The organism is Granulicella rosea (genome assembly GCF_900188085.1).
In the GTDB taxonomy this organism is placed as follows: domain Bacteria; phylum Acidobacteriota; class Terriglobia; order Terriglobales; family Acidobacteriaceae; genus Edaphobacter; species Edaphobacter rosea.
Map to the genome: position 1 here is coordinate 119,539 of NZ_FZOU01000009.1, position 16,102 is coordinate 135,640.

General features: G+C 64.8%; 16 protein-coding genes and 1 pseudogene. 10 read left to right on the top strand and 7 right to left on the bottom strand.

Translation table 11 applies throughout. From position 1 onward, the window contains the following. Nucleotides 1–56: 56 nt before the first annotated feature. Entirely contained in the window at nt 57–815 is a 759-nt protein-coding gene (aqpZ, locus tag CHB87_RS19165) for an aquaporin Z (protein ID WP_089410064.1), read from the top strand. A gap of 280 nt (nt 816–1,095) precedes the next feature. On the opposite strand, the gene CHB87_RS19170 is transcribed toward aqpZ, so the two are convergent. From CHB87_RS19170 to CHB87_RS19190, 5 genes are all read right to left on the bottom strand, one after another. Further along, nucleotides 1,096–2,010, bottom strand: a complete 915-nt coding sequence (locus tag CHB87_RS19170) for an N-acetylglucosamine kinase (protein ID WP_089410065.1) — start codon at nt 2,008–2,010, stop codon at nt 1,096–1,098. Nucleotides 2,011–2,121: 111 nt separating this feature from the next. Continuing rightward, the gene (locus tag CHB87_RS19175; RefSeq protein ID WP_089410066.1) at nt 2,122–3,402 is read right to left on the bottom strand and encodes a sugar MFS transporter; all 1,281 of its coding nucleotides are present in this window, start codon (nt 3,400–3,402) and stop codon (nt 2,122–2,124) included. An 88-nt stretch (nt 3,403–3,490) separates the two neighbouring features. Next, nucleotides 3,491–3,901, bottom strand: coding sequence for a type II toxin-antitoxin system VapC family toxin (vapC, locus tag CHB87_RS19180; RefSeq protein WP_089410067.1), 411 nt, complete (start codon nt 3,899–3,901; stop codon nt 3,491–3,493). Between the two features lie 3 nt (nt 3,902–3,904). Further along, on the bottom strand, nt 3,905–4,111 hold the full coding sequence (locus CHB87_RS19185) for a type II toxin-antitoxin system VapB family antitoxin (RefSeq protein ID WP_089410082.1): 207 nt from the start codon (nt 4,109–4,111) through the stop codon (nt 3,905–3,907). A gap of 112 nt (nt 4,112–4,223) precedes the next feature. Continuing rightward, a complete protein-coding gene (locus CHB87_RS19190) occupies nt 4,224–4,775 on the bottom strand; it encodes a septal ring lytic transglycosylase RlpA family protein (RefSeq protein WP_089410068.1) in 552 nt (183 codons plus the stop codon). A 352-nt stretch (nt 4,776–5,127) separates the two neighbouring features. On the opposite strand from CHB87_RS19190, the gene CHB87_RS19195 reads away from it, so the two are divergent. The 9 genes from CHB87_RS19195 to rfbC all read left to right on the top strand — a co-directional run bounded on the left by CHB87_RS19195 (nt 5,128) and on the right by rfbC (nt 14,755). After that, on the top strand, nt 5,128–6,513 hold the full coding sequence (locus CHB87_RS19195; protein WP_089410069.1) for an MBOAT family O-acyltransferase: 1,386 nt from the start codon (nt 5,128–5,130) through the stop codon (nt 6,511–6,513). 2 nt (nt 6,514–6,515) lie between these two features. Further along, a complete protein-coding gene (locus tag CHB87_RS19200; RefSeq protein WP_089410070.1) occupies nt 6,516–8,129 on the top strand; it encodes a GDSL-type esterase/lipase family protein in 1,614 nt (537 codons plus the stop codon). Continuing rightward, a complete protein-coding gene (locus CHB87_RS19205) occupies nt 8,104–9,654 on the top strand; it encodes a GDSL-type esterase/lipase family protein (RefSeq protein WP_089410071.1) in 1,551 nt (516 codons plus the stop codon). Before CHB87_RS19200 ends, CHB87_RS19205 begins: the two co-directional genes overlap by 26 nt. Nucleotides 9,655–9,748: 94 nt before the next feature. Then, nucleotides 9,749–9,985 carry an acyl carrier protein gene (locus CHB87_RS19210; RefSeq protein WP_089410083.1) on the top strand — a complete coding sequence of 79 codons (237 nt, stop codon included), beginning with the start codon at nt 9,749–9,751 and terminating at the stop codon, nt 9,983–9,985. Then, nucleotides 9,986–10,915, top strand: a complete 930-nt coding sequence (locus tag CHB87_RS19215; protein WP_089410072.1) for a 3-oxoacyl-ACP synthase III family protein — start codon at nt 9,986–9,988, stop codon at nt 10,913–10,915. A 219-nt stretch (nt 10,916–11,134) separates the two neighbouring features. Continuing rightward, the gene (gene rfbB / locus CHB87_RS19220) at nt 11,135–12,235 is read left to right on the top strand and encodes a dTDP-glucose 4,6-dehydratase (RefSeq protein WP_483866702.1); all 1,101 of its coding nucleotides are present in this window, start codon (nt 11,135–11,137) and stop codon (nt 12,233–12,235) included. Beyond that, complete coding sequence (rfbA, locus tag CHB87_RS19225; RefSeq protein ID WP_089410074.1) at nt 12,232–13,107, top strand: glucose-1-phosphate thymidylyltransferase RfbA; 876 nt, start codon at nt 12,232–12,234, stop codon at nt 13,105–13,107. The genes rfbB and rfbA overlap by 4 nt, the downstream gene beginning before the upstream one ends. A gap of 176 nt (nt 13,108–13,283) precedes the next feature. Beyond that, nucleotides 13,284–14,162 (top strand): dTDP-4-dehydrorhamnose reductase, encoded by an 879-nt coding sequence (rfbD, locus tag CHB87_RS19230; protein ID WP_089410075.1) that lies wholly within the window; start codon nt 13,284–13,286, stop codon nt 14,160–14,162. Nucleotides 14,163–14,182: 20 nt separating this feature from the next. Continuing rightward, on the top strand, nt 14,183–14,755 hold the full coding sequence (rfbC, locus tag CHB87_RS19235; protein WP_089410084.1) for a dTDP-4-dehydrorhamnose 3,5-epimerase: 573 nt from the start codon (nt 14,183–14,185) through the stop codon (nt 14,753–14,755). Nucleotide 14,756: 1 nt separating this feature from the next. Here rfbC and CHB87_RS19240 read toward each other — a convergent pair whose 3' ends face one another. Together CHB87_RS19240 and CHB87_RS19245 are read right to left on the bottom strand one after the other, a co-directional pair. Beyond that, nucleotides 14,757–15,893: a glycosyltransferase family 4 protein gene (locus tag CHB87_RS19240; RefSeq protein WP_089410076.1), complete on the bottom strand. Its 1,137-nt coding sequence runs from the start codon at nt 15,891–15,893 to the stop codon at nt 14,757–14,759. A gap of 19 nt (nt 15,894–15,912) precedes the next feature. Further along, a pseudogene (locus CHB87_RS19245) lies at nt 15,913–16,102 on the bottom strand (UbiA family prenyltransferase); the annotation flags it as partial.

Below are 16,102 nucleotides of genomic sequence, written 5' to 3' on the forward strand. Positions count from 1 at the left end.
TCCATGGGCATTTCCAGATCAACGTAGATCATTCCGCGCACCTCAGGGAGAACGACATGAATCTTCAGAAGCGTCTTGCAGCCGAGTTTGTCGGCACTTTTTGGCTGGTCTTCGGCGGCTGCGGCAGCGCCGTGCTGGCCGCGGCCTTTCCCGCTCTTGGCATTGGTTTCGTGGGCGTCTCGCTTGCCTTCGGGCTTACGGTTTTGACGATGGCGTTTGCCATCGGCCATATCTCGGGCTGCCACCTGAACCCGGCCGTGTCGGTTGGCCTGGTGGTCGGCAAGCGCTTTCCGGCGGCGGAGCTGCTGCCGTATACGGTGGCTCAGGTGCTGGGCGGCATCGCCGGCAGCGCGGTGCTGTATGTGATCGCCAGCGGCAAGCCGGGCTTCGCGCTGGGCGGCTTTGCGACGAACGGCTATGGCGCGAACTCGCCTGGCGGCTACTCGCTGCTCGCCTGCTTCGTGGCGGAGCTGGTGCTGACCTGCCTGTTCCTGCTCATCATCCTCGGCTCGACCGATGTGCGCGCGCCAAAGGGCTTCGCGCCGATCGCCATCGGCCTCGGCCTGACGCTGATCCACCTGATCAGTATCCCCGTGACGAACACGTCGGTGAACCCCGCGCGCAGCACGGCGCCGGCGCTCTTCGTCCACGGCGCCGCGCTCAGCCAGCTCTGGTTGTTCTGGGTCGCGCCGATCCTGGGCGCGGCGATCGCCGGCCTCATCTACAACTTCATCTTCGCCGAGGAGGTGGATGCGACCAAGCACGCGGTGGTCGCGAAGCCGGAGTACGAGGCTTTGCCGAATACCTCGGCGTAATTGGGAGGTGGCAGGGCGATCCTCGGCTGTCTGCCTCGGCGCGCCTTGCCATGCCGCACCTCAAAGGCTCGTCATTCTGAACGCAGTGAAGAACCCCGTATTGGCTTTTTTTGTTGCTTGTCTTTGTTGGAACTCCGACGCAGGTCGCGTGAATCGAACAAAGGCAAAGCAAAGGCCAATACGGGGTTTCTTCACTGCGTTCAGAATGACGAATTCGGTTGCGAGTCCAGTGAAAGTCCTCGCTGCCTAAACTCTCAACGAGCAACAACAGGCAGCCTCGCTAGCGCGCGGTCCTGGCCCGCCAGACTGCCCCGGCGATGGGGTCGACCACGCCGTCCAGCGTTCGGACGTCGGGGAACTCTTCGCGCACCGCGGCGATCAGCGACTGACGAACGGGTTCGACCATCTCCATGATCGACCCGGCGAAGGCCACGGGCGGCGCCCATCCGGGATCGTCCGAGGCGAGCTTCAGCCGGCGGATGATCAGCCGCACGAGGTACGCAAGCTCGCGGCCCTGGCGGTCGAGCACCTGCCCGGCGACGGCGTCGCCCTGCCGCGCGCAGGCCAGTACGACCGACGTGAGCTTCGAGAAATCCGGCGCGGGCTGGCGGTTGCCATAGGCGACCAGCTCGTCGATCGAGCGCAGCTCCCACAGGTCGAGGATGGCGGCCATCAGCAGCGTGGCGCGGCCTTCGTCATGCGCCAGAAACGCCGCGCGCAGGCCCTCGAAGCCGATCCGGTAGCCCGAGCCCTGATCGGACAGCGCCGGGCCCCAGCCGCCGGCGCTGGTCAGCACGCCGGCCGGGGTGCGGCCCGCGACGTTCGAGCCCGTGCCCGCGAGGACCAGCACACCGGGCTGTCCGGGAAAGGCCGCGTCGAGCGCGATCTCCACGTCGCCGAGCAACAAGAGCTTGCCCCCCACGCGCTCGCCGATGGTCTTGCGCAGCCAGTCCGCGACCATGGGAACGCTCTCGCCCGCGGCGCCCACGCAGGTCCGCTTGATCGACCGCATGGAGACGCCTGTGGCGGCGGAAAGCTGCGCCAGCGCCGCGTCCAGATTGTGCGTGGCGGACTCGGCATCGGTCCGCATCCGTTTGATGGTGCCGGTTCGTACGCGGGCAAGTTCGCGTTTGTCGTCGGCCAGCACATAGTCTGTCTTCGTGCCGCCTGCATCCAGCGCCAGATAAAAGCTCATGCGTTCGTGTACTCCGCTTACGACAGCTTGGTCAAGTCCCCGGGGCGAAAGCCCTGTTCGCTCCGGGGAATGCTTCATGAGGCTGAAGCCTCATGCTCCATACGAAGACGTTTAAACTACCTCGGGCGGCGGCAACGTAGCGATCGAGGCCACGGTCTGCTTATGTCCGTCGAGCGCGAAATAGAGCAGGTAGACATAGCAGAGCAGCACGATGGCGAAGCTGCGCTGATAGCCGAAGGCGTCGGCCAGCACGCCCTGCAGCGGCGGGATCAGCGCGCCGCCGACGATCATGGTGACGAGGATGCCCGAGCCCTGACTGGTGTGTCTGCCAAGCCCTTCGAGCGACATGGGGAAGATGCAGGGCCACATGACGGAGTTGAAGAGGCCGCACGAGACCACCGCCCACATCGCCACCGGGCCGTGGCCGAAGATCGCCGCGGCCATGCACAGGATGGCGAGCACGCAGACGAAGGCCAGCGCACGCGGCGCGCGGACGCGTTGCAGGGCAAAGAAGCCGATCAGCCGCCCGACCATCGCGCCGCCCCAGTAGAGCGAGACATAGTGCGTGGCCTCGGCGTGGCTCAGGCCGCCCATCGAAGGCTGCCCGAGGAAGTTGATGATGATGCTGCCGAGCGCGACCTCCGCGCCGACGTAGGTGAAGATGCCCACGGCGCCGAAGCGCAGATTGCGGAAGTCCCACGCGCTGCCGGTCTTCACCGCGGCCTTATCTTCGGTGGCGATCAGCACCGGCAGGTGGACGAAGCGCGTGAGGATCGCCATCAGGAACGCGGCCGCGGCCAGCACCATGTACGGCGCCTGCACAGAGTGCGCAAGCTGCGCGGCGGTGGCGCCGGCGGCGATGAAGATGAACATCGCGCCCACCTTTGGCGCCAGCGTGCCGGCGAGCGAGTTCAGGAACCCGCACAGGTTCAGGCGCGAGGCGGCGGTCTCCGGCGGGCCAAGCGCGCCGACGTAGGGGTTGATGGCGACCTGCAGCAGCGCGAGTCCGCTGCCGATGACGAAGAGCGCGAAGAGGAAGAGCGGATACAGAATCAACCGCGAGGCCGGAAGAAAGAGCAGCAGGCCGAAGGCGATGGTCGCGAGCGAGACGACGATGCCGCTCTGGTAGCCGATCCGGCTGACCACCCTGCCCGCAGGCGCCGACATGACGAAGTACGCGCCGAAGAACGCCGACTGCACCAGCAGGGCGAGGAAGTTGGTCAGGTGGAAGAGGTCTTTGAAGTGCGCGACCAGCACGTCGTTCATCGTGGTGATGAAGCCGATGCCGAAGAAGAGCGAGACCATCAGCGTCAGCGGAACGGCGTAGCTGCCCTGCGGCGCCTCTGTGTTCGCCAACGTGGTCGATGTGCTGCTGGATGTCCCACCCGCCATTGCGCTCTCCGTTCGGTGCAGTGTATCCAACCAACGTACCGCGTGTTGGCGAGATAGGGAACTGGAAAGCGCGGAGAGGATGTTCCGTTCAGGATACGAACAGTCGGGAATGGACGACGCGAAGGCCAAGCTCCGTTTCAAACGCGTTGAAATCGCGGTCGCGATGAAGCAGCGCGTATCCTTCCATCAAGCAGAAGGTCGCAATGACGCAATCGATGGTCTTACGGATTGTATAGCCTCTGGCGCGTAAAGCACGATAGTTCTCCGCCGCCGCTACAGCGAGCGATTCGCCGCCGGTATTGAAGACGGTGAAACGTTCGAGCTCATGTTGTGTCAGGCGGGCGTTGGCTTCGGTGGAAATCCCTTGCAATATCTCGCACAGGATCAAGTCGGTCAACCCAATCGGCTCCCGATCCACTTCGATCTCCAGCCACATCGTCTCCGGAGTGACGACGCCGCGCAGATAGTCCACCCATACGCTCGTATCGACAATCACCATGGGCTACTGGTCGAACTCTCGATTGAGACGAGAGGATTCAAGATCCCCGACCCACTCGATCTTTCCTCGCAGCTTTCGTATGCCGCCTTGTGCACGCGTCTTCACGAGCAGCCGCAATCCAGCTTCCACGGCTGCTCGCTTTGTCGGGGCGCCACAGCTCTCCATCGCTTCACGAAGCAAATCGTCGTCGATTTCGATGTTGGTGCGCATGACGAGCGGATCCTCTATGTGTAAGGATTGCACGTTTATGTGTAGGAAACAAGTTGCCAGTGAAGCCACGCTGCAGATCACCGCCAGTGGATAGGCGGGAGGCAAGTCAAAGCTAATACGGATGGTCCTGGGCTGGCTCGGAGAGCGGAACCGGGGTAGCGTTCTCCTGGGGTTCGGTCTTCGCCTGGCGCCAGTTGTTCTTCAATACTTCGAGTCTGACCTTCGCGATGCCCGCGCGCAGAATGCCAAGCTCGCGCGCCGCGCCCGAGGAGAGGTCGATGACCCGGTCGGGCGAGAGCACGCCGCGATCGTTGATCTTAACCACAACCGACTTGCCGCTGGTTACATCCACCACGCGCACCATGGTGCCGAAGGGAAGCGTACGATGGCAGGCCGTCAGTTGGTCCTTGTCGAAGATCTCGCCGCTTGCGGTCGGGTGTCCGTCGAGCACGGAGCCATACCAGGAGGCGAGCCCGAGGTTGCTGCTGAACTTCTGAATGGCCCGCAGCGGATGATGCTGCGTGGCAAACTCCGTCTGCACCGAAGCCGCGAAGGCCGACGGCGAACTGGACGGGGGAGGCGGCAGCGGCGGCAGCGCCACGACCCACAGGCTGGCCACGGCCAGACACGCGACGATCAGGTCGATCTTTAGAAATCGAAGCAAGCAATCTCCAGACCGGTGATGTTCCGGCCATCCCCAAGTTTACCGCGTTTGCCCGGTTAAACCTACCCCGGAGAACATGTTAGACAGGCTCGGCGGCGCGCTTGAGATGCTGTTTTGGGAAAGAGTGGTTGCCCGTTCGCGCCACATTTTCCAGTATTCAAGCCTGTTTCGTTCATCGACGCTATCGTTCGGAAGGTTTTGCGATGTCTCAAATTGTGACGCATATCTTTCTTGCGAACTTCGCGCTTTTCGTCCCACGAGTGAACCAAGGGCATTAACTCCTCAAGCGAGCCGTTGCCGCATACGCTAGAGTGGCGAGCGATGGAAACTCCGCCGCACGAGCCACTGCATCATGCTTCTGAGCACGCCTGCTTTTTTCGTGTTCTACCTCCTCGTATGGCTTCTTTACTGGGCTCTCGCGGGCCAGCGTAGCGCGAGACCGATCCTCCTGGTCGTAGCCAACCTCTTCTTTCTCGCCAAGTTCGGCGCGCTCTACCTGCTGCTGCCCGCCGCCGCCACGGTCGATTACCTGGCCGGCCTTGCGCTGGCGCGCGAAGGCGCAACCACGCAACGCCGCGCACTCGTTGGCCTTTCGCTTGCGGTCAACGTTGGGTTGCTGGCTGGCATGAAGCTGTTGCCGCTTGCCGTTGGCGACCGTTTTGCATGGCTGCTTACGTTGTCGTTATCGTTCTACTGCTTCCAGTCGCTGACCTATACGATTGACCTCTATCGTCGCGATGAAGATGCGCGGGCGGAGCCGAACTATCTTGCGTATCTCTCCGCCGCGCTCTTCTTTCCGGTCATGGTTGCCGGGCCTATCCTGCGCATGCATGCGTTCCTGAAGCAGCTTGCGCAGCGGCCGGAGCTGACGCCCGAGCTTGCGGGACGCGCGCTGCTGCTGATCGGCATCGGTCTGGTGAAGAAGCTCTTGATCGCGGACTATCTCTCGGAGAATCTCGTCACGCGCGTCTTCGATACGCCCACGTTGTATAGCGGGCTCGAGGTGCTGGCCGCGGTCTATGGCTATGCGATGCAGCTCTTCTTCGACTTCTCCGGCTACACCGATATCGCGCTCGGCGTGGGCTTGCTGCTGGGTTTGACGCTGCCCGAGAACTTCAACCGGCCCTACCTCGCCGCGAACCTCGCCGACTTCTGGCGGCGCTGGCACATGAGCTTTTCGTTCTGGCTGCGCGACTACATTCAGGAGCCGCTCTCGCAACGCACGCGGCGCAAGCATCCGCTGAAGACGTATTGCTTCAGCGTGATTGCGACGATGCTGCTCGGCGGCCTGTGGCATGGCATCGGCTGGACCTTCCTCGTCTGGGGCGCGCTGCATGGCGTGGCGCTGGCGACGGTGCAGCTATGGAAGAGCTGGCGCAAGAAGGCAAAGAAAAAAGCAACCATCGCAGGCACAATCTTCGCAACGCTGCTGACCTTCCACTTCGTCTGCTTTACGTGGATCTTCTTCCACGCGGCTTCGATGGCGAATGCGTGGGAGATACTCGGCCGCATCGGTTCGATGAGCTTTACGCATGACAACCTTACGTTGCCGATCCTTGGCGTCCTGGCGCTTGCGGCGGTGTTGCATTGCCTGCCGCTGCGCCTGCTCGATGGCGGCGCCACATTGCTGGGACGAATGCCGTTCTGGGTGCAGGGACTCGCGCTGGCGGGCCTGGTGCTCGCTATCCAGACCATCTCGGGCAAGGGCTCGGCCACCTTCATCTACGGGAACTTCTGACCATGGCGACCAACCGGAAGTTCCCGCTCAAGACTGCGCTGGCGCTGGCGACATGCGTGTTGTCGCTGGCGGCCTATCGCCGCTTCGTCGACCATGGCAAGGGGTTGAGTCCCGCCATCTTCAGCGAGGCCGCGCACGTGTCGCTGATGCGTCACGCGCCCGTTGCGGTCGTTGCGACTCCGCCTGTCGCTCCGAAGATTCAGACCGCAAAGCAGAAGAGCAGGACACTCGCGCAGATCTCTCCTTACTTCATCGACGACGATGGCTCGCTCGATCCGTTCTTCGCCGCGCTGCACCGGCTTGAAGAGCCTGCCGATGGGAAAGTAACCGATACAGTTACAATTTTGCACTACGGCGATTCGCCGACGACCGCCGACCTGATCACCGGCGATGTGCGTTCGCTCCTGCAGCAGCGCTTCGGCGATGCGGGCCATGGCTATCTGCTGACGGCGAAGCCGTGGGCCTGGTATCAGCACTGGGGCGTCGATATCTCGGACCACAACTGGACCATCTCGACCGCGGTCGGCAAGGGGCGCGAGGAGAGCTACGGCATTGGCGGCGCGAGCTTCGAGGGCGCGGCGGGCGCGAGCAGCCACATCAGCCTGAAGGACACGAACCAGACCGCCGTCGACATCGCCTATCTCGCGCGTCCGAACGGCGGCACGGTATCGGTCGCGGCCAACGGCAACGATCTCGATAGCTTTTCGACCGCCGCCGATGCGCCGCATCCTGCCTGGCATACCGTGGCTCTGCCCGCGGGTACGAAGTCGATCGATCTGAAGGTTGCGAGTGGGAGCGCGCGGCTCTTTGGCGAGAGCTTCGGCACCGGCCATCGCGGCCTGCTGTACGACTCGCTCGGGTTGAACGGAGCATCGACGACGGTGCTCTCGAACGGCTTCAACGCATCGGCGTGGAGTGCGGGCTTGCGGCATGAGAAGCCACAGCTCGTCGTCATCAACTACGGCACGAACGAGAGCGGCTTCGGCAGCTTCGTCGACAAACAGTATGAGCCAACGCTGCGCGGAGCCATCGCCCGCATACGCACCGCGCTGCCCGGCGTGCCCATCGTCGTGATGAGCCCGATGGACCGCGGCCGCCGCACAGGCGTCGACCAGATCGAGACCTACGACACGATCCCGCGGCTCGTCGCGATCCAGCGTCGCGTCGCGGCGGAGCTGCACTGCGGCTTCTTCGACACCTTCGACGCGATGGGCGGCGAGGGCACGATGGCGCGCTGGTACACGGGCCACCCACGCCTTGTCGCCGGCGATCTGATCCATCCGACGCCGCAGGGCGCTTCCATCGTGGCGCAGTTGTTCGTCAAAGATCTGTCGCTGGGGTATGAGCGCTACCTGCGACGGCAGGCGGGCGTCACATTGCCGCCGCGCCCCACGGAGACCGCGCCCGCGCAGCCGACGCCCGAACCGGCTAAGATTCCTGTAGAGCCTTTGGCGAAGCCGGCTGTGAAGCCTTCAGCGGCCCACCCGGAGGAGCCGCCGCCCGTTGCGCCGACGAAGCTCGAACCGCCGCCGGTTGCACCCACCGAACCTGAACCGCAGCCAGCAGCCGAACCGCCGAAGGCCGAGACGCATGACGCACCCGCACCCCCGCAGTAGCCGCTTCGCACACAATCCGGGTGCCTCGATCTCGCTTGTCCTGCTCGTTCTCTGGATGAGCGCAGCGGCTCTGGCGAACACGCCCAGCAAGCCGAAGGCTAAGTCTGCGCCGAAGGCCGCCGCCGTGCATAAGCCCGGCACGGCGCCGCATCACACCCACGCGTCTGCGGCGAATCCGAAGCCGCTGAAGCACAATGGACGTCCCTCGCGCGCCAGCCGCGCCGCCATCGCTGCGGCCAACACGCATGCCGCGCATCCTCATCCGCATGAGTTCGACAAGGCGGTCGTACCGGTGACGCGCGTGCCGGAGGCGGCGCCGATCGCGCTGGCCGAGCCTTCGCACTCGCCCTTTCTCTACGCGAAGCAGCTTGAGCCCTTCTTCGAGGATCTCGCCGATGTGCAGGCGGAGCTGCACTCGGCCACGCCGAAGCCGAACGCGCAGAGCAGCATTCCGGCGCTGGCCTCGGTCGTGCGCGTGCTGCAGTTCGGCGACTCGCACACCGCCGCCGACCTCTTCACCGGCGCCATGCGCGCCGACCTGCAGACGCGCTTCGGCGATGGCGGCCTCGGCTTCCAATACCCGGGACACCCTTTCGCGGGCTACCATCTTGCTGGTTCGGCTCGCTCGCAGAGTGCGGGCTGGTTCACCGAAGGCAACCACTTCACCGCGCTCGGCGATGGCGCTCTCGGCCTTGGCGGCATTAGCATCACGACCAGCCGGCCGGGCGAGTGGATCTCGCTTTCGACCACCTGCACGACGTTGCAGGTGCACTACCTGCGACAGGCCGGCGGCGGCAAGCTGAGCTTCTCGGACAACGGCACGTTTGTATCGCAGGTCGATACAGCCTCCGATGGCACAGGCAGCGCGGGTACGCTGACCTATGCCTGCACGCCGGGCGTGCATGAGTTCGAACTGACGACGCTCGACCATGCGCCGGTGCGGCTCTTCGGCCTGGTGACGGAGCAGCCCGGCGTGACGTGGGAGTGCCTCGGCATCAACGGCGCGGTCGCGACGCTGATGCTGCGCTGGAACCAGACGCTCTTCGCCGAGTATCTTCGCCAGCGCGATCCTTCGCTGATCGTGCTGGCTTATGGCACGAACGAAGCGGCAGGCAGCGCCGCGCATAACGCGGAGTATGTCGCGGACTTCAACCGGCTGCTCGACAACCTGCATCGCATCGTGCCGACCGCGTCGGTGTTGGTGCTGGGGCCCTACGATCGCGCGACGAAGCTCGGTCGTGGACGCCGCGCCGCGTGGCAGACATGGGCCGGAACGGCGCGCATCATCGAAGACCAGAAGGAGTCCTGCCGAACGCACGGCTGCGCATACTACGACCAGCGCGCACGCATGGGCGGCCCGGGCGCGATGATCCGCTGGGCCAGCGAAGGTCTTGCGCAGGGAGATCACACACACCTTACCGGCGCCGGTTATCGTACGATGGCCGACGCGCTCTATAACGATCTGCTCACGGCGTATAAGGCGTACGAACCGGCGACACAGGCAGTTGTTCCGAACGGGAATTGAAACCCAGGGCTGAAGCCCTGTTTATTCCACTGTTGATTCATGGGGCTGAAGCCCCATGCTTCCACCCAACAATGTTTCAGCAAAGGAATTCATCATGGATAAGAAGCCCGGCATTCTCAAAGTCCTGCAAGCGGTCGCCGACGAGCCCATCACGCCCGGTCCGGACGACAGTCTCTTCACCTCCGGCCTGCTCGATTCGTTCGCCCTCACCGACTTCGTCACGGGACTCGAAGAGGAGTTCGACGTTACCATTCCCGACTCCGACTTCTCCGCGCGCAAGTTCGACACCATCGCCAAGGTCGAGGCGTATCTCGACAGCAAGGGCAAGTAGATGGCGTACCTCCGCAGCTTTGGCCACGCCCTGCCGGATCGCGTTGTGACCAACGCCGAGCTTGCGCCACGGCTCGGCGTCGACGCGGATTGGATCCTTGCTCAATCCGGCATACGCGAGCGGCGCTATGCGGCTGAGGAAGAAAATGTAACCACTCTGGGCACACAAGCCGCGCAGGCTTGTCTGGCGGCAGCCGGCATCGCAGCGGAGGAGCTTGGGCTGATCCTCGTGGCCAGCGGCTCGCCGGATCGCTACAGCCCCGGCCCGGCGAGCGCCATCGCCGCCGCGCTCGGCTTGTCAACGACCCCGGCGCTTGACCTGCCCATTCCGAGCGCCGGATCGCTGGCCGCGCTGGTGCTTGCGGCTCGGCTTGCGGAGAGCTTCGGCGAGGTGCTGGTGATCGGCGCGGAGGTGATGTCGCGCCGCATCGATCCAACGCCGGCGGGCCGCAATACGGCGATTCTCTTCGGCGATGGCGCCGGCGCCGTGCTGGTCTCGCCGACGCAGGGCTTCGCGCGCATCGCGGACAGTTGTCTGCACACCGACGGCAGCGCGGCCGAGGCGCTTGCGATCGAGAATGGTCTCATCCGCATGGATGGCCCGGCGATCATCCGGCATGCCTCGCGCAAGATGCCGCAGGCGATGAACGAGCTGCTCGACCGCAACGGGCTTGCGGCCGCTCAAATCGGCACGTACCTGCTGCATCAGGCGAACCTCAACCTCATCACGCGCATCGCGCAGACGTTGCAGGCGCCGGTGGAGCGCTTCTATGCCAACATCGAACGCTACGGCAACACGAGTTCGGCGTCGATGCTGATCGCGGCGTCGGAGTGGCGCGCGCAGAACCCCGGACCGCTTGCCACGCCGCTGATGTTTTCCGCCTTCGGCGTCGGTCTGAACTGGGGCGCGGTGCTGGCGCTGCCGGTATAACTCGATTCGCCAGCGAGCCTCTCGCTCCGAACGCCGGATGCATGCCACGGTTGCGGCGCCGGTCTGACCCGGAAGGGGCACCTCGCAGCGGCTTTTTTCCCCTGGCGATGTCGTATGATCCTTTTACCTGAACGAAGTGGCGGGCTTGATTGTGACGTGAGCACCACTTGAGCAAGCACCACAAAGGGGCGGTTGAGCGCGATGGCTGAAGAGACGAAATTGGCGACAGGGAAACCGCTGCTGGTCACCGGCGGCGCGGGCTTCATTGGCTCGAACTTCGTGCTGGATATGGTGAAATCCGGCGTGGCCGTCGTCAATCTGGACAAGCTCACCTACGCCGGCAATCCCGCGAACCTCGCCGCCATCCAGGGCAGCCCGCTCTACACCTTCGTGCAGGGCGACATCTGCGACGCGGAGCTGGTCTCCGAGCTGATGCGGCAGCACAAGCCCTCGGCCGTCGTACACTTCGCCGCCGAAAGCCACGTCGACCGCTCCATCGCTGGTCCCGAGGCCTTCCTCAAGACGAATATCGACGGCACCTTCACGCTGCTGCAGGCCGCGCGCGCCTATTACGCGACGCTCGAAGGCGCCGAGAAGGACGCCTTCCGCTTCCTGCATGTCTCGACCGACGAGGTCTACGGCACGCTGAAGCCCGAAGATCCGGCCTTTCACGAGGGCACGCCCTATGCGCCGAACTCGCCCTATGCGGCGTCGAAGGCATCGTCGGACTTCCTCGCGCGCGCCTGGTTCCATACCTATAAGCTGCCGGTGCTGATCACCAACTGCTCGAACAACTACGGCATGTTCCAGTTTCCGGAGAAGCTGATCCCGCTGATGATCACGCATGCTCTCTCGGGCAAGCCGCTGCCGATCTACGGCGACGGCCAGCAGATCCGCGACTGGCTCTTCGTCGGCGACCACTGCAGCGCGATTGCGGCGGTGCTTGAAAAAGGCCGCATCGGCGAGACCTACAACGTCGGCGGAGGCAACCAGCGCAGCAATCTGCAGGTGGTCCACACGCTCTGCGCGCTGCTGGACGAGCTCGTGCCGGAGTCGCCCTACAAGCCGCACACGCAACTCATCACCTATGTGACGGACCGCCCCGGCCACGATCGCCGTTACGCCATCGACGCGCGCAAGCTCGAAGGCGAGATCGGCTGGCGCGCGCAGGAGAGCTTCGAAACCGGCATGCGCAAGACCGTCCAGTGGTACCTCGCGAACAAGGCCTGGGTCGAGAACGTCACCAGCGGCGCCTACCAGCAGTGGATGACGCAGAACTATGCAGGTCGCACGACGGTGGAAGCGGGAGGAACGCAATGAAGGGAATCATCCTGGCCGGAGGCTCCGGCACGCGGCTCCACCCGGTGACGCAGGCGGTCTCGAAGCAACTGCTGCCGGTCTACGACAAGCCCATGATCTACTACCCGCTCTCGGCGCTCATGCTGGCGGGCATTCGCGACATCCTCATCATCTCCACGCCCGACGATACGCCTCGCTTCGAGCAACTGCTGGGCGACGGCCACAGGTGGGGCCTGAACCTGCAATACGCGGTCCAGCCCTCGCCCGACGGCCTCGCGCAGGCCTTCCTCATCGGCAGGGACTTCCTCGCCGGCGAAGGCTGCTGCCTGGTGCTGGGCGACAACATCTTCTACGGCCATGACTTTCAGAAGACGCTGCTGAACGCCGCCGCGCACACCTCCGGCGCGACCGTCTTCGCTTATCCGGTGCTGGACCCGGAGCGTTACGGCGTGGTCGAGTTCGACGCGAACCGGAAGGCCGTCTCGCTCGAAGAGAAGCCGCTGAAGCCGAAGTCGCGCTACGCGGTCACGGGCATCTACTTCTACGATCCGCAGGTGGTCGAGGTGGCGGCGAACCTGAAGCCTTCGCCCCGCGGGGAGCTGGAGATCACCGACGTGAACCGTTGGTATCTCGAGCGCGGCGAGCTGCGCACGGAGCTGCTGGGCCGCGGCATGGCGTGGCTCGACACGGGCACGCACGACTCGCTGCTCGAGGCCTCGAACTTCATCCGCACGATCGAGATCCGGCAGGGTCTGAAGGTCGCCTGCCCGGAGGAGATCGCCTTCCGCCTGGGCTATATCGACGGCGACCAGTTGAAGGCGCTCGCCGCGAAGATCGCCAAGAGCACCTATGGGCAGTATCTCGTCCGCATCTCGGATGAGATGGTCTATTAGCTTTTGGGTGGAAGCATGGGGCTTCAGTCCCATGAACTATGGACGGGCATGAAGGGCTTTAGCCCCGGGTACGCGCCAGGGCTAAAGCCCTGTTCATCGCAGCGGTTGAATTCATGGGGCTGAAGCCCCATGCTTCCACCATCTCTCATTTTCAGCCTCTGAGGTAAGCCGTCGCCATGAACCGTATTCTGATCACAGGCTCCGCCGGACAGGTCGGCGGGGAGCTCGTCCGCACCCTTGCTCCGTTGGGCGAGATACTCGCGCCGCGCCGCGCCGAGCTCGACCTTACCGACGCGGAGTCCATCCGCGCATACGTCCGGCAGGCGAAGCCCACCTGGATCGTCAACCCAGCCGCCTACACCGCAGTGGACAAGGCAGAGTCCGAGCCAGAGCTGGCCTATGCGGTCAACGAGCACGCCGTCCGCGTCCTCGGTGAAGAGGCGCGGACGTTTGGCGCGCCGGTCCTGCACTTTTCGACCGACTACGTCTTCTCGGGCGAAGGCGCGAAGCCTTACATCGAGACAGACGCCACCGGCCCCACCAGCGTCTACGGCGCGAGCAAGCTCGCCGGCGAACGCGCTCTGGCCGAGACCGGCGCGGCTCATCTCATCTTTCGCACCAGTTGGGTCTACGGCGCGACGGGCAAGAACTTTCTGCTGACGATTCTTCGGCTCGCGCGCGACCGCGACCAGATGAAGATCGTCGGCGACCAGCACGGCGCGCCGACCTGGGCGCGCGACCTCGCCCGCATGACGGCCCATGTCCTGAAGACCCGCGACCGGAACGCCATTGCGACGGCAAACGGCATCTACCACGCGGCGGGCGCGGGCGAGACGACCTGGCACGGCTTCGCCGACGAGATCGTGCGTCTGCGCCGCGAGCAGGAGCCCGGGGCGAAGTTCGCCGAGATGCTGTCGATTCCGACCAGCGAGTATCCCACGCCGGCCCGCCGGCCCGCCAACAGCCGGCTCGATTGCGGCAAGCTCGAACGCGATCTCGGCTGGAGGATGATGGACTGGCGGGACTCTCTGCGGCAGGTCATGGCCGAGCTGTAACGATGAGGTATGCTGAAGGCGTGCAGATACTGGATACCCCCCTACGCGATGTGAAGCTCGTGCAACCGCGCCGTTTTGGCGACGATCGCGGCTGGTTTGCCGAGGTCTTCAACACGTCGACCTTCGGCGCATCGGCGCTTCCGGACAACTTCGTTCAGGACAATCATTCCTTTTCGCGCAAGGGTGTTCTGCGCGGGCTGCACTACCAGCTTGGCAAGCCGCAGGGTAAGCTGGTGCGCTGCCTCTCCGGCCACATCTGGGACGTGGCGGTCGACCTGCGCCGCGATTCGCCGGATTTCGGCAAGTACGCCGGCTTCGACCTGAAGCCCATGACGGACACGGGCGACCTGCAGATGCTTTGGATTCCCGAGGGTTTCGGGCATGGCTTCCTCGTGCTGTCGGAGACCGCCGAGGTGCTCTACAAGACCACCAACCTTTACCATCCGGCCGGCGAGCGCAGCATCCGGTGGGACGACGCGACGCTGGCCATCGACTGGCCGCTCGCCGCGCTGGGCGGCCTGACGCCAGTCGTCAGTGCGAAGGATGAGGCTGCTGTGCTCTTTACGGCGGCGGAGCTTCCGCCGGTCGCGTAGCTTACAACTCCGCCAGCACCTGTTCGATCCGGCTGACCAGCGCCTCGACGGAAAACGCCTCGACGGCGCGGCTGCGTCCGCCGGCTGCGAGCGCCTGCGCCCTGCCGGGGTCGGCCAGCAGGCGCTCGATCGCTGCGCGCAGTTCGGGCACGGAGCCGGGCATGGTCAGCAGGCCGCTCACTCCCTCCTGCACGATCTCGCATGCGCCGCCCGCGCGGGTCGCGATCACCGGCCGCCCGGCGAGCATACCCTCGACGATCACAAGGCCAAAGGGTTCGGCCGAGGTGGAGGCATGGACGACGATGTCCATCGCCTGCATCAACTCGGGGATGTCGCGGCGAAAGCCCAGGAAGTGGATGCGTCCGGCGAGGTCCGGCTGGCTGGCTCGTGCGCGCAGGCTCGCCACCCAGTCCTCTTCGCCGAAGAGAGCGTCGCCGACCAGCACGCCGTGTACGTTGGGAATCTGGCTCAGCGCCTCCAGCAGCACATGCTGGCCCTTCCACGGGGAGAGGCGTCCGAAGAGGCCGATCAGCGGCTTGCCCTGGGCGCCAATCTCGGCGCGAAGCCTCGCAACCGTCGCCGGGTCGACGCGATCGAACGGCGCCGGACTCACTCCGTCGTGGACCACGCGAATCCTCGCCGCCCGCCCGCCGGATGCGATCAGCGCATCCGCCGTGGCCTGCGAGTTCACCACGATCACCGTCGCCCAGCGATTACCCGCCGTCACGGCGACCCGGCGCATCATGGGGCTGAAGTGCTCCGCCGTCAGGATGTCGCGCAGATGCCAGACCAGCGGTTGCCCCTTGCGCCGGGCCAGCGCCGAGACCAGGAACGCCTTCTGCGAGTTCGCATAGAGGAGGTCGTAGCCCATGGCGATCCGCGCCAGTCGCGTCCGCAGGTTCCACAGCGCGGGCAACGTCGAAAGCAGCTTGCCGAAGCCCGACTCGCGCCGGACGCCCTTCAGGCTCGCCAGCGACAACACCTGCACCGGGATGCCGATCGACGCGATCAGTTGCCGGAACGGGCCGTCGTCGAAGAGCACGACCGCCGCATCCTTCGGCGCATGTTCGAGCCACGGCAGAAGAGCCAGCTCGCCGCCGCCCAGCTTGCCGGTCTGGTCCACGTACAGAATCTTCATGCCATCGCCTCGCCCGTTCTTAAAGCGCCGAAGCCACCACGGCGGCGACCAGCAGCCCGAGCAGCAGGCTCCGCTTATCGGTGATCGCGTAGACCACCGGGTCTTCGTTCAGCTCGCCGCGCGAGGCCAGCAGCCAGAGCTGGCTCAGCCACAGCAGCATGACCGGCAGCAGCAGCCAGAGACGCACGCCGTGATGGTAGAGTCGCACG

Coding starts and splice junctions, on each gene's coding strand:
- CHB87_RS19210 (WP_089410083.1), top strand. CDS start 9,749: ATGGATAAGAAGCCCGGCATTCTCAAAGTCCTGCAAGCGGTCGCCGAC.
- CHB87_RS19185 (WP_089410082.1), bottom strand. CDS start 4,111: ATGCGCACCAACATCGAAATCGACGACGATTTGCTTCGTGAAGCGATG.
- CHB87_RS19195 (WP_089410069.1), top strand. CDS start 5,128: ATGCTTCTGAGCACGCCTGCTTTTTTCGTGTTCTACCTCCTCGTATGG.
- CHB87_RS19175 (WP_089410066.1), bottom strand. CDS start 3,402: ATGGCGGGTGGGACATCCAGCAGCACATCGACCACGTTGGCGAACACA.
- rfbA (WP_089410074.1), top strand. CDS start 12,232: ATGAAGGGAATCATCCTGGCCGGAGGCTCCGGCACGCGGCTCCACCCG.
- CHB87_RS19170 (WP_089410065.1), bottom strand. CDS start 2,010: ATGAGCTTTTATCTGGCGCTGGATGCAGGCGGCACGAAGACAGACTAT.
- CHB87_RS19200 (WP_089410070.1), top strand. CDS start 6,516: ATGGCGACCAACCGGAAGTTCCCGCTCAAGACTGCGCTGGCGCTGGCG.
- CHB87_RS19215 (WP_089410072.1), top strand. CDS start 9,986: ATGGCGTACCTCCGCAGCTTTGGCCACGCCCTGCCGGATCGCGTTGTG.
- CHB87_RS19205 (WP_089410071.1), top strand. CDS start 8,104: ATGACGCACCCGCACCCCCGCAGTAGCCGCTTCGCACACAATCCGGGT.
- aqpZ (WP_089410064.1), top strand. CDS start 57: ATGAATCTTCAGAAGCGTCTTGCAGCCGAGTTTGTCGGCACTTTTTGG.
- vapC (WP_089410067.1), bottom strand. CDS start 3,901: ATGGTGATTGTCGATACGAGCGTATGGGTGGACTATCTGCGCGGCGTC.
- CHB87_RS19240 (WP_089410076.1), bottom strand. CDS start 15,893: ATGAAGATTCTGTACGTGGACCAGACCGGCAAGCTGGGCGGCGGCGAG.
- rfbD (WP_089410075.1), top strand. CDS start 13,284: ATGAACCGTATTCTGATCACAGGCTCCGCCGGACAGGTCGGCGGGGAG.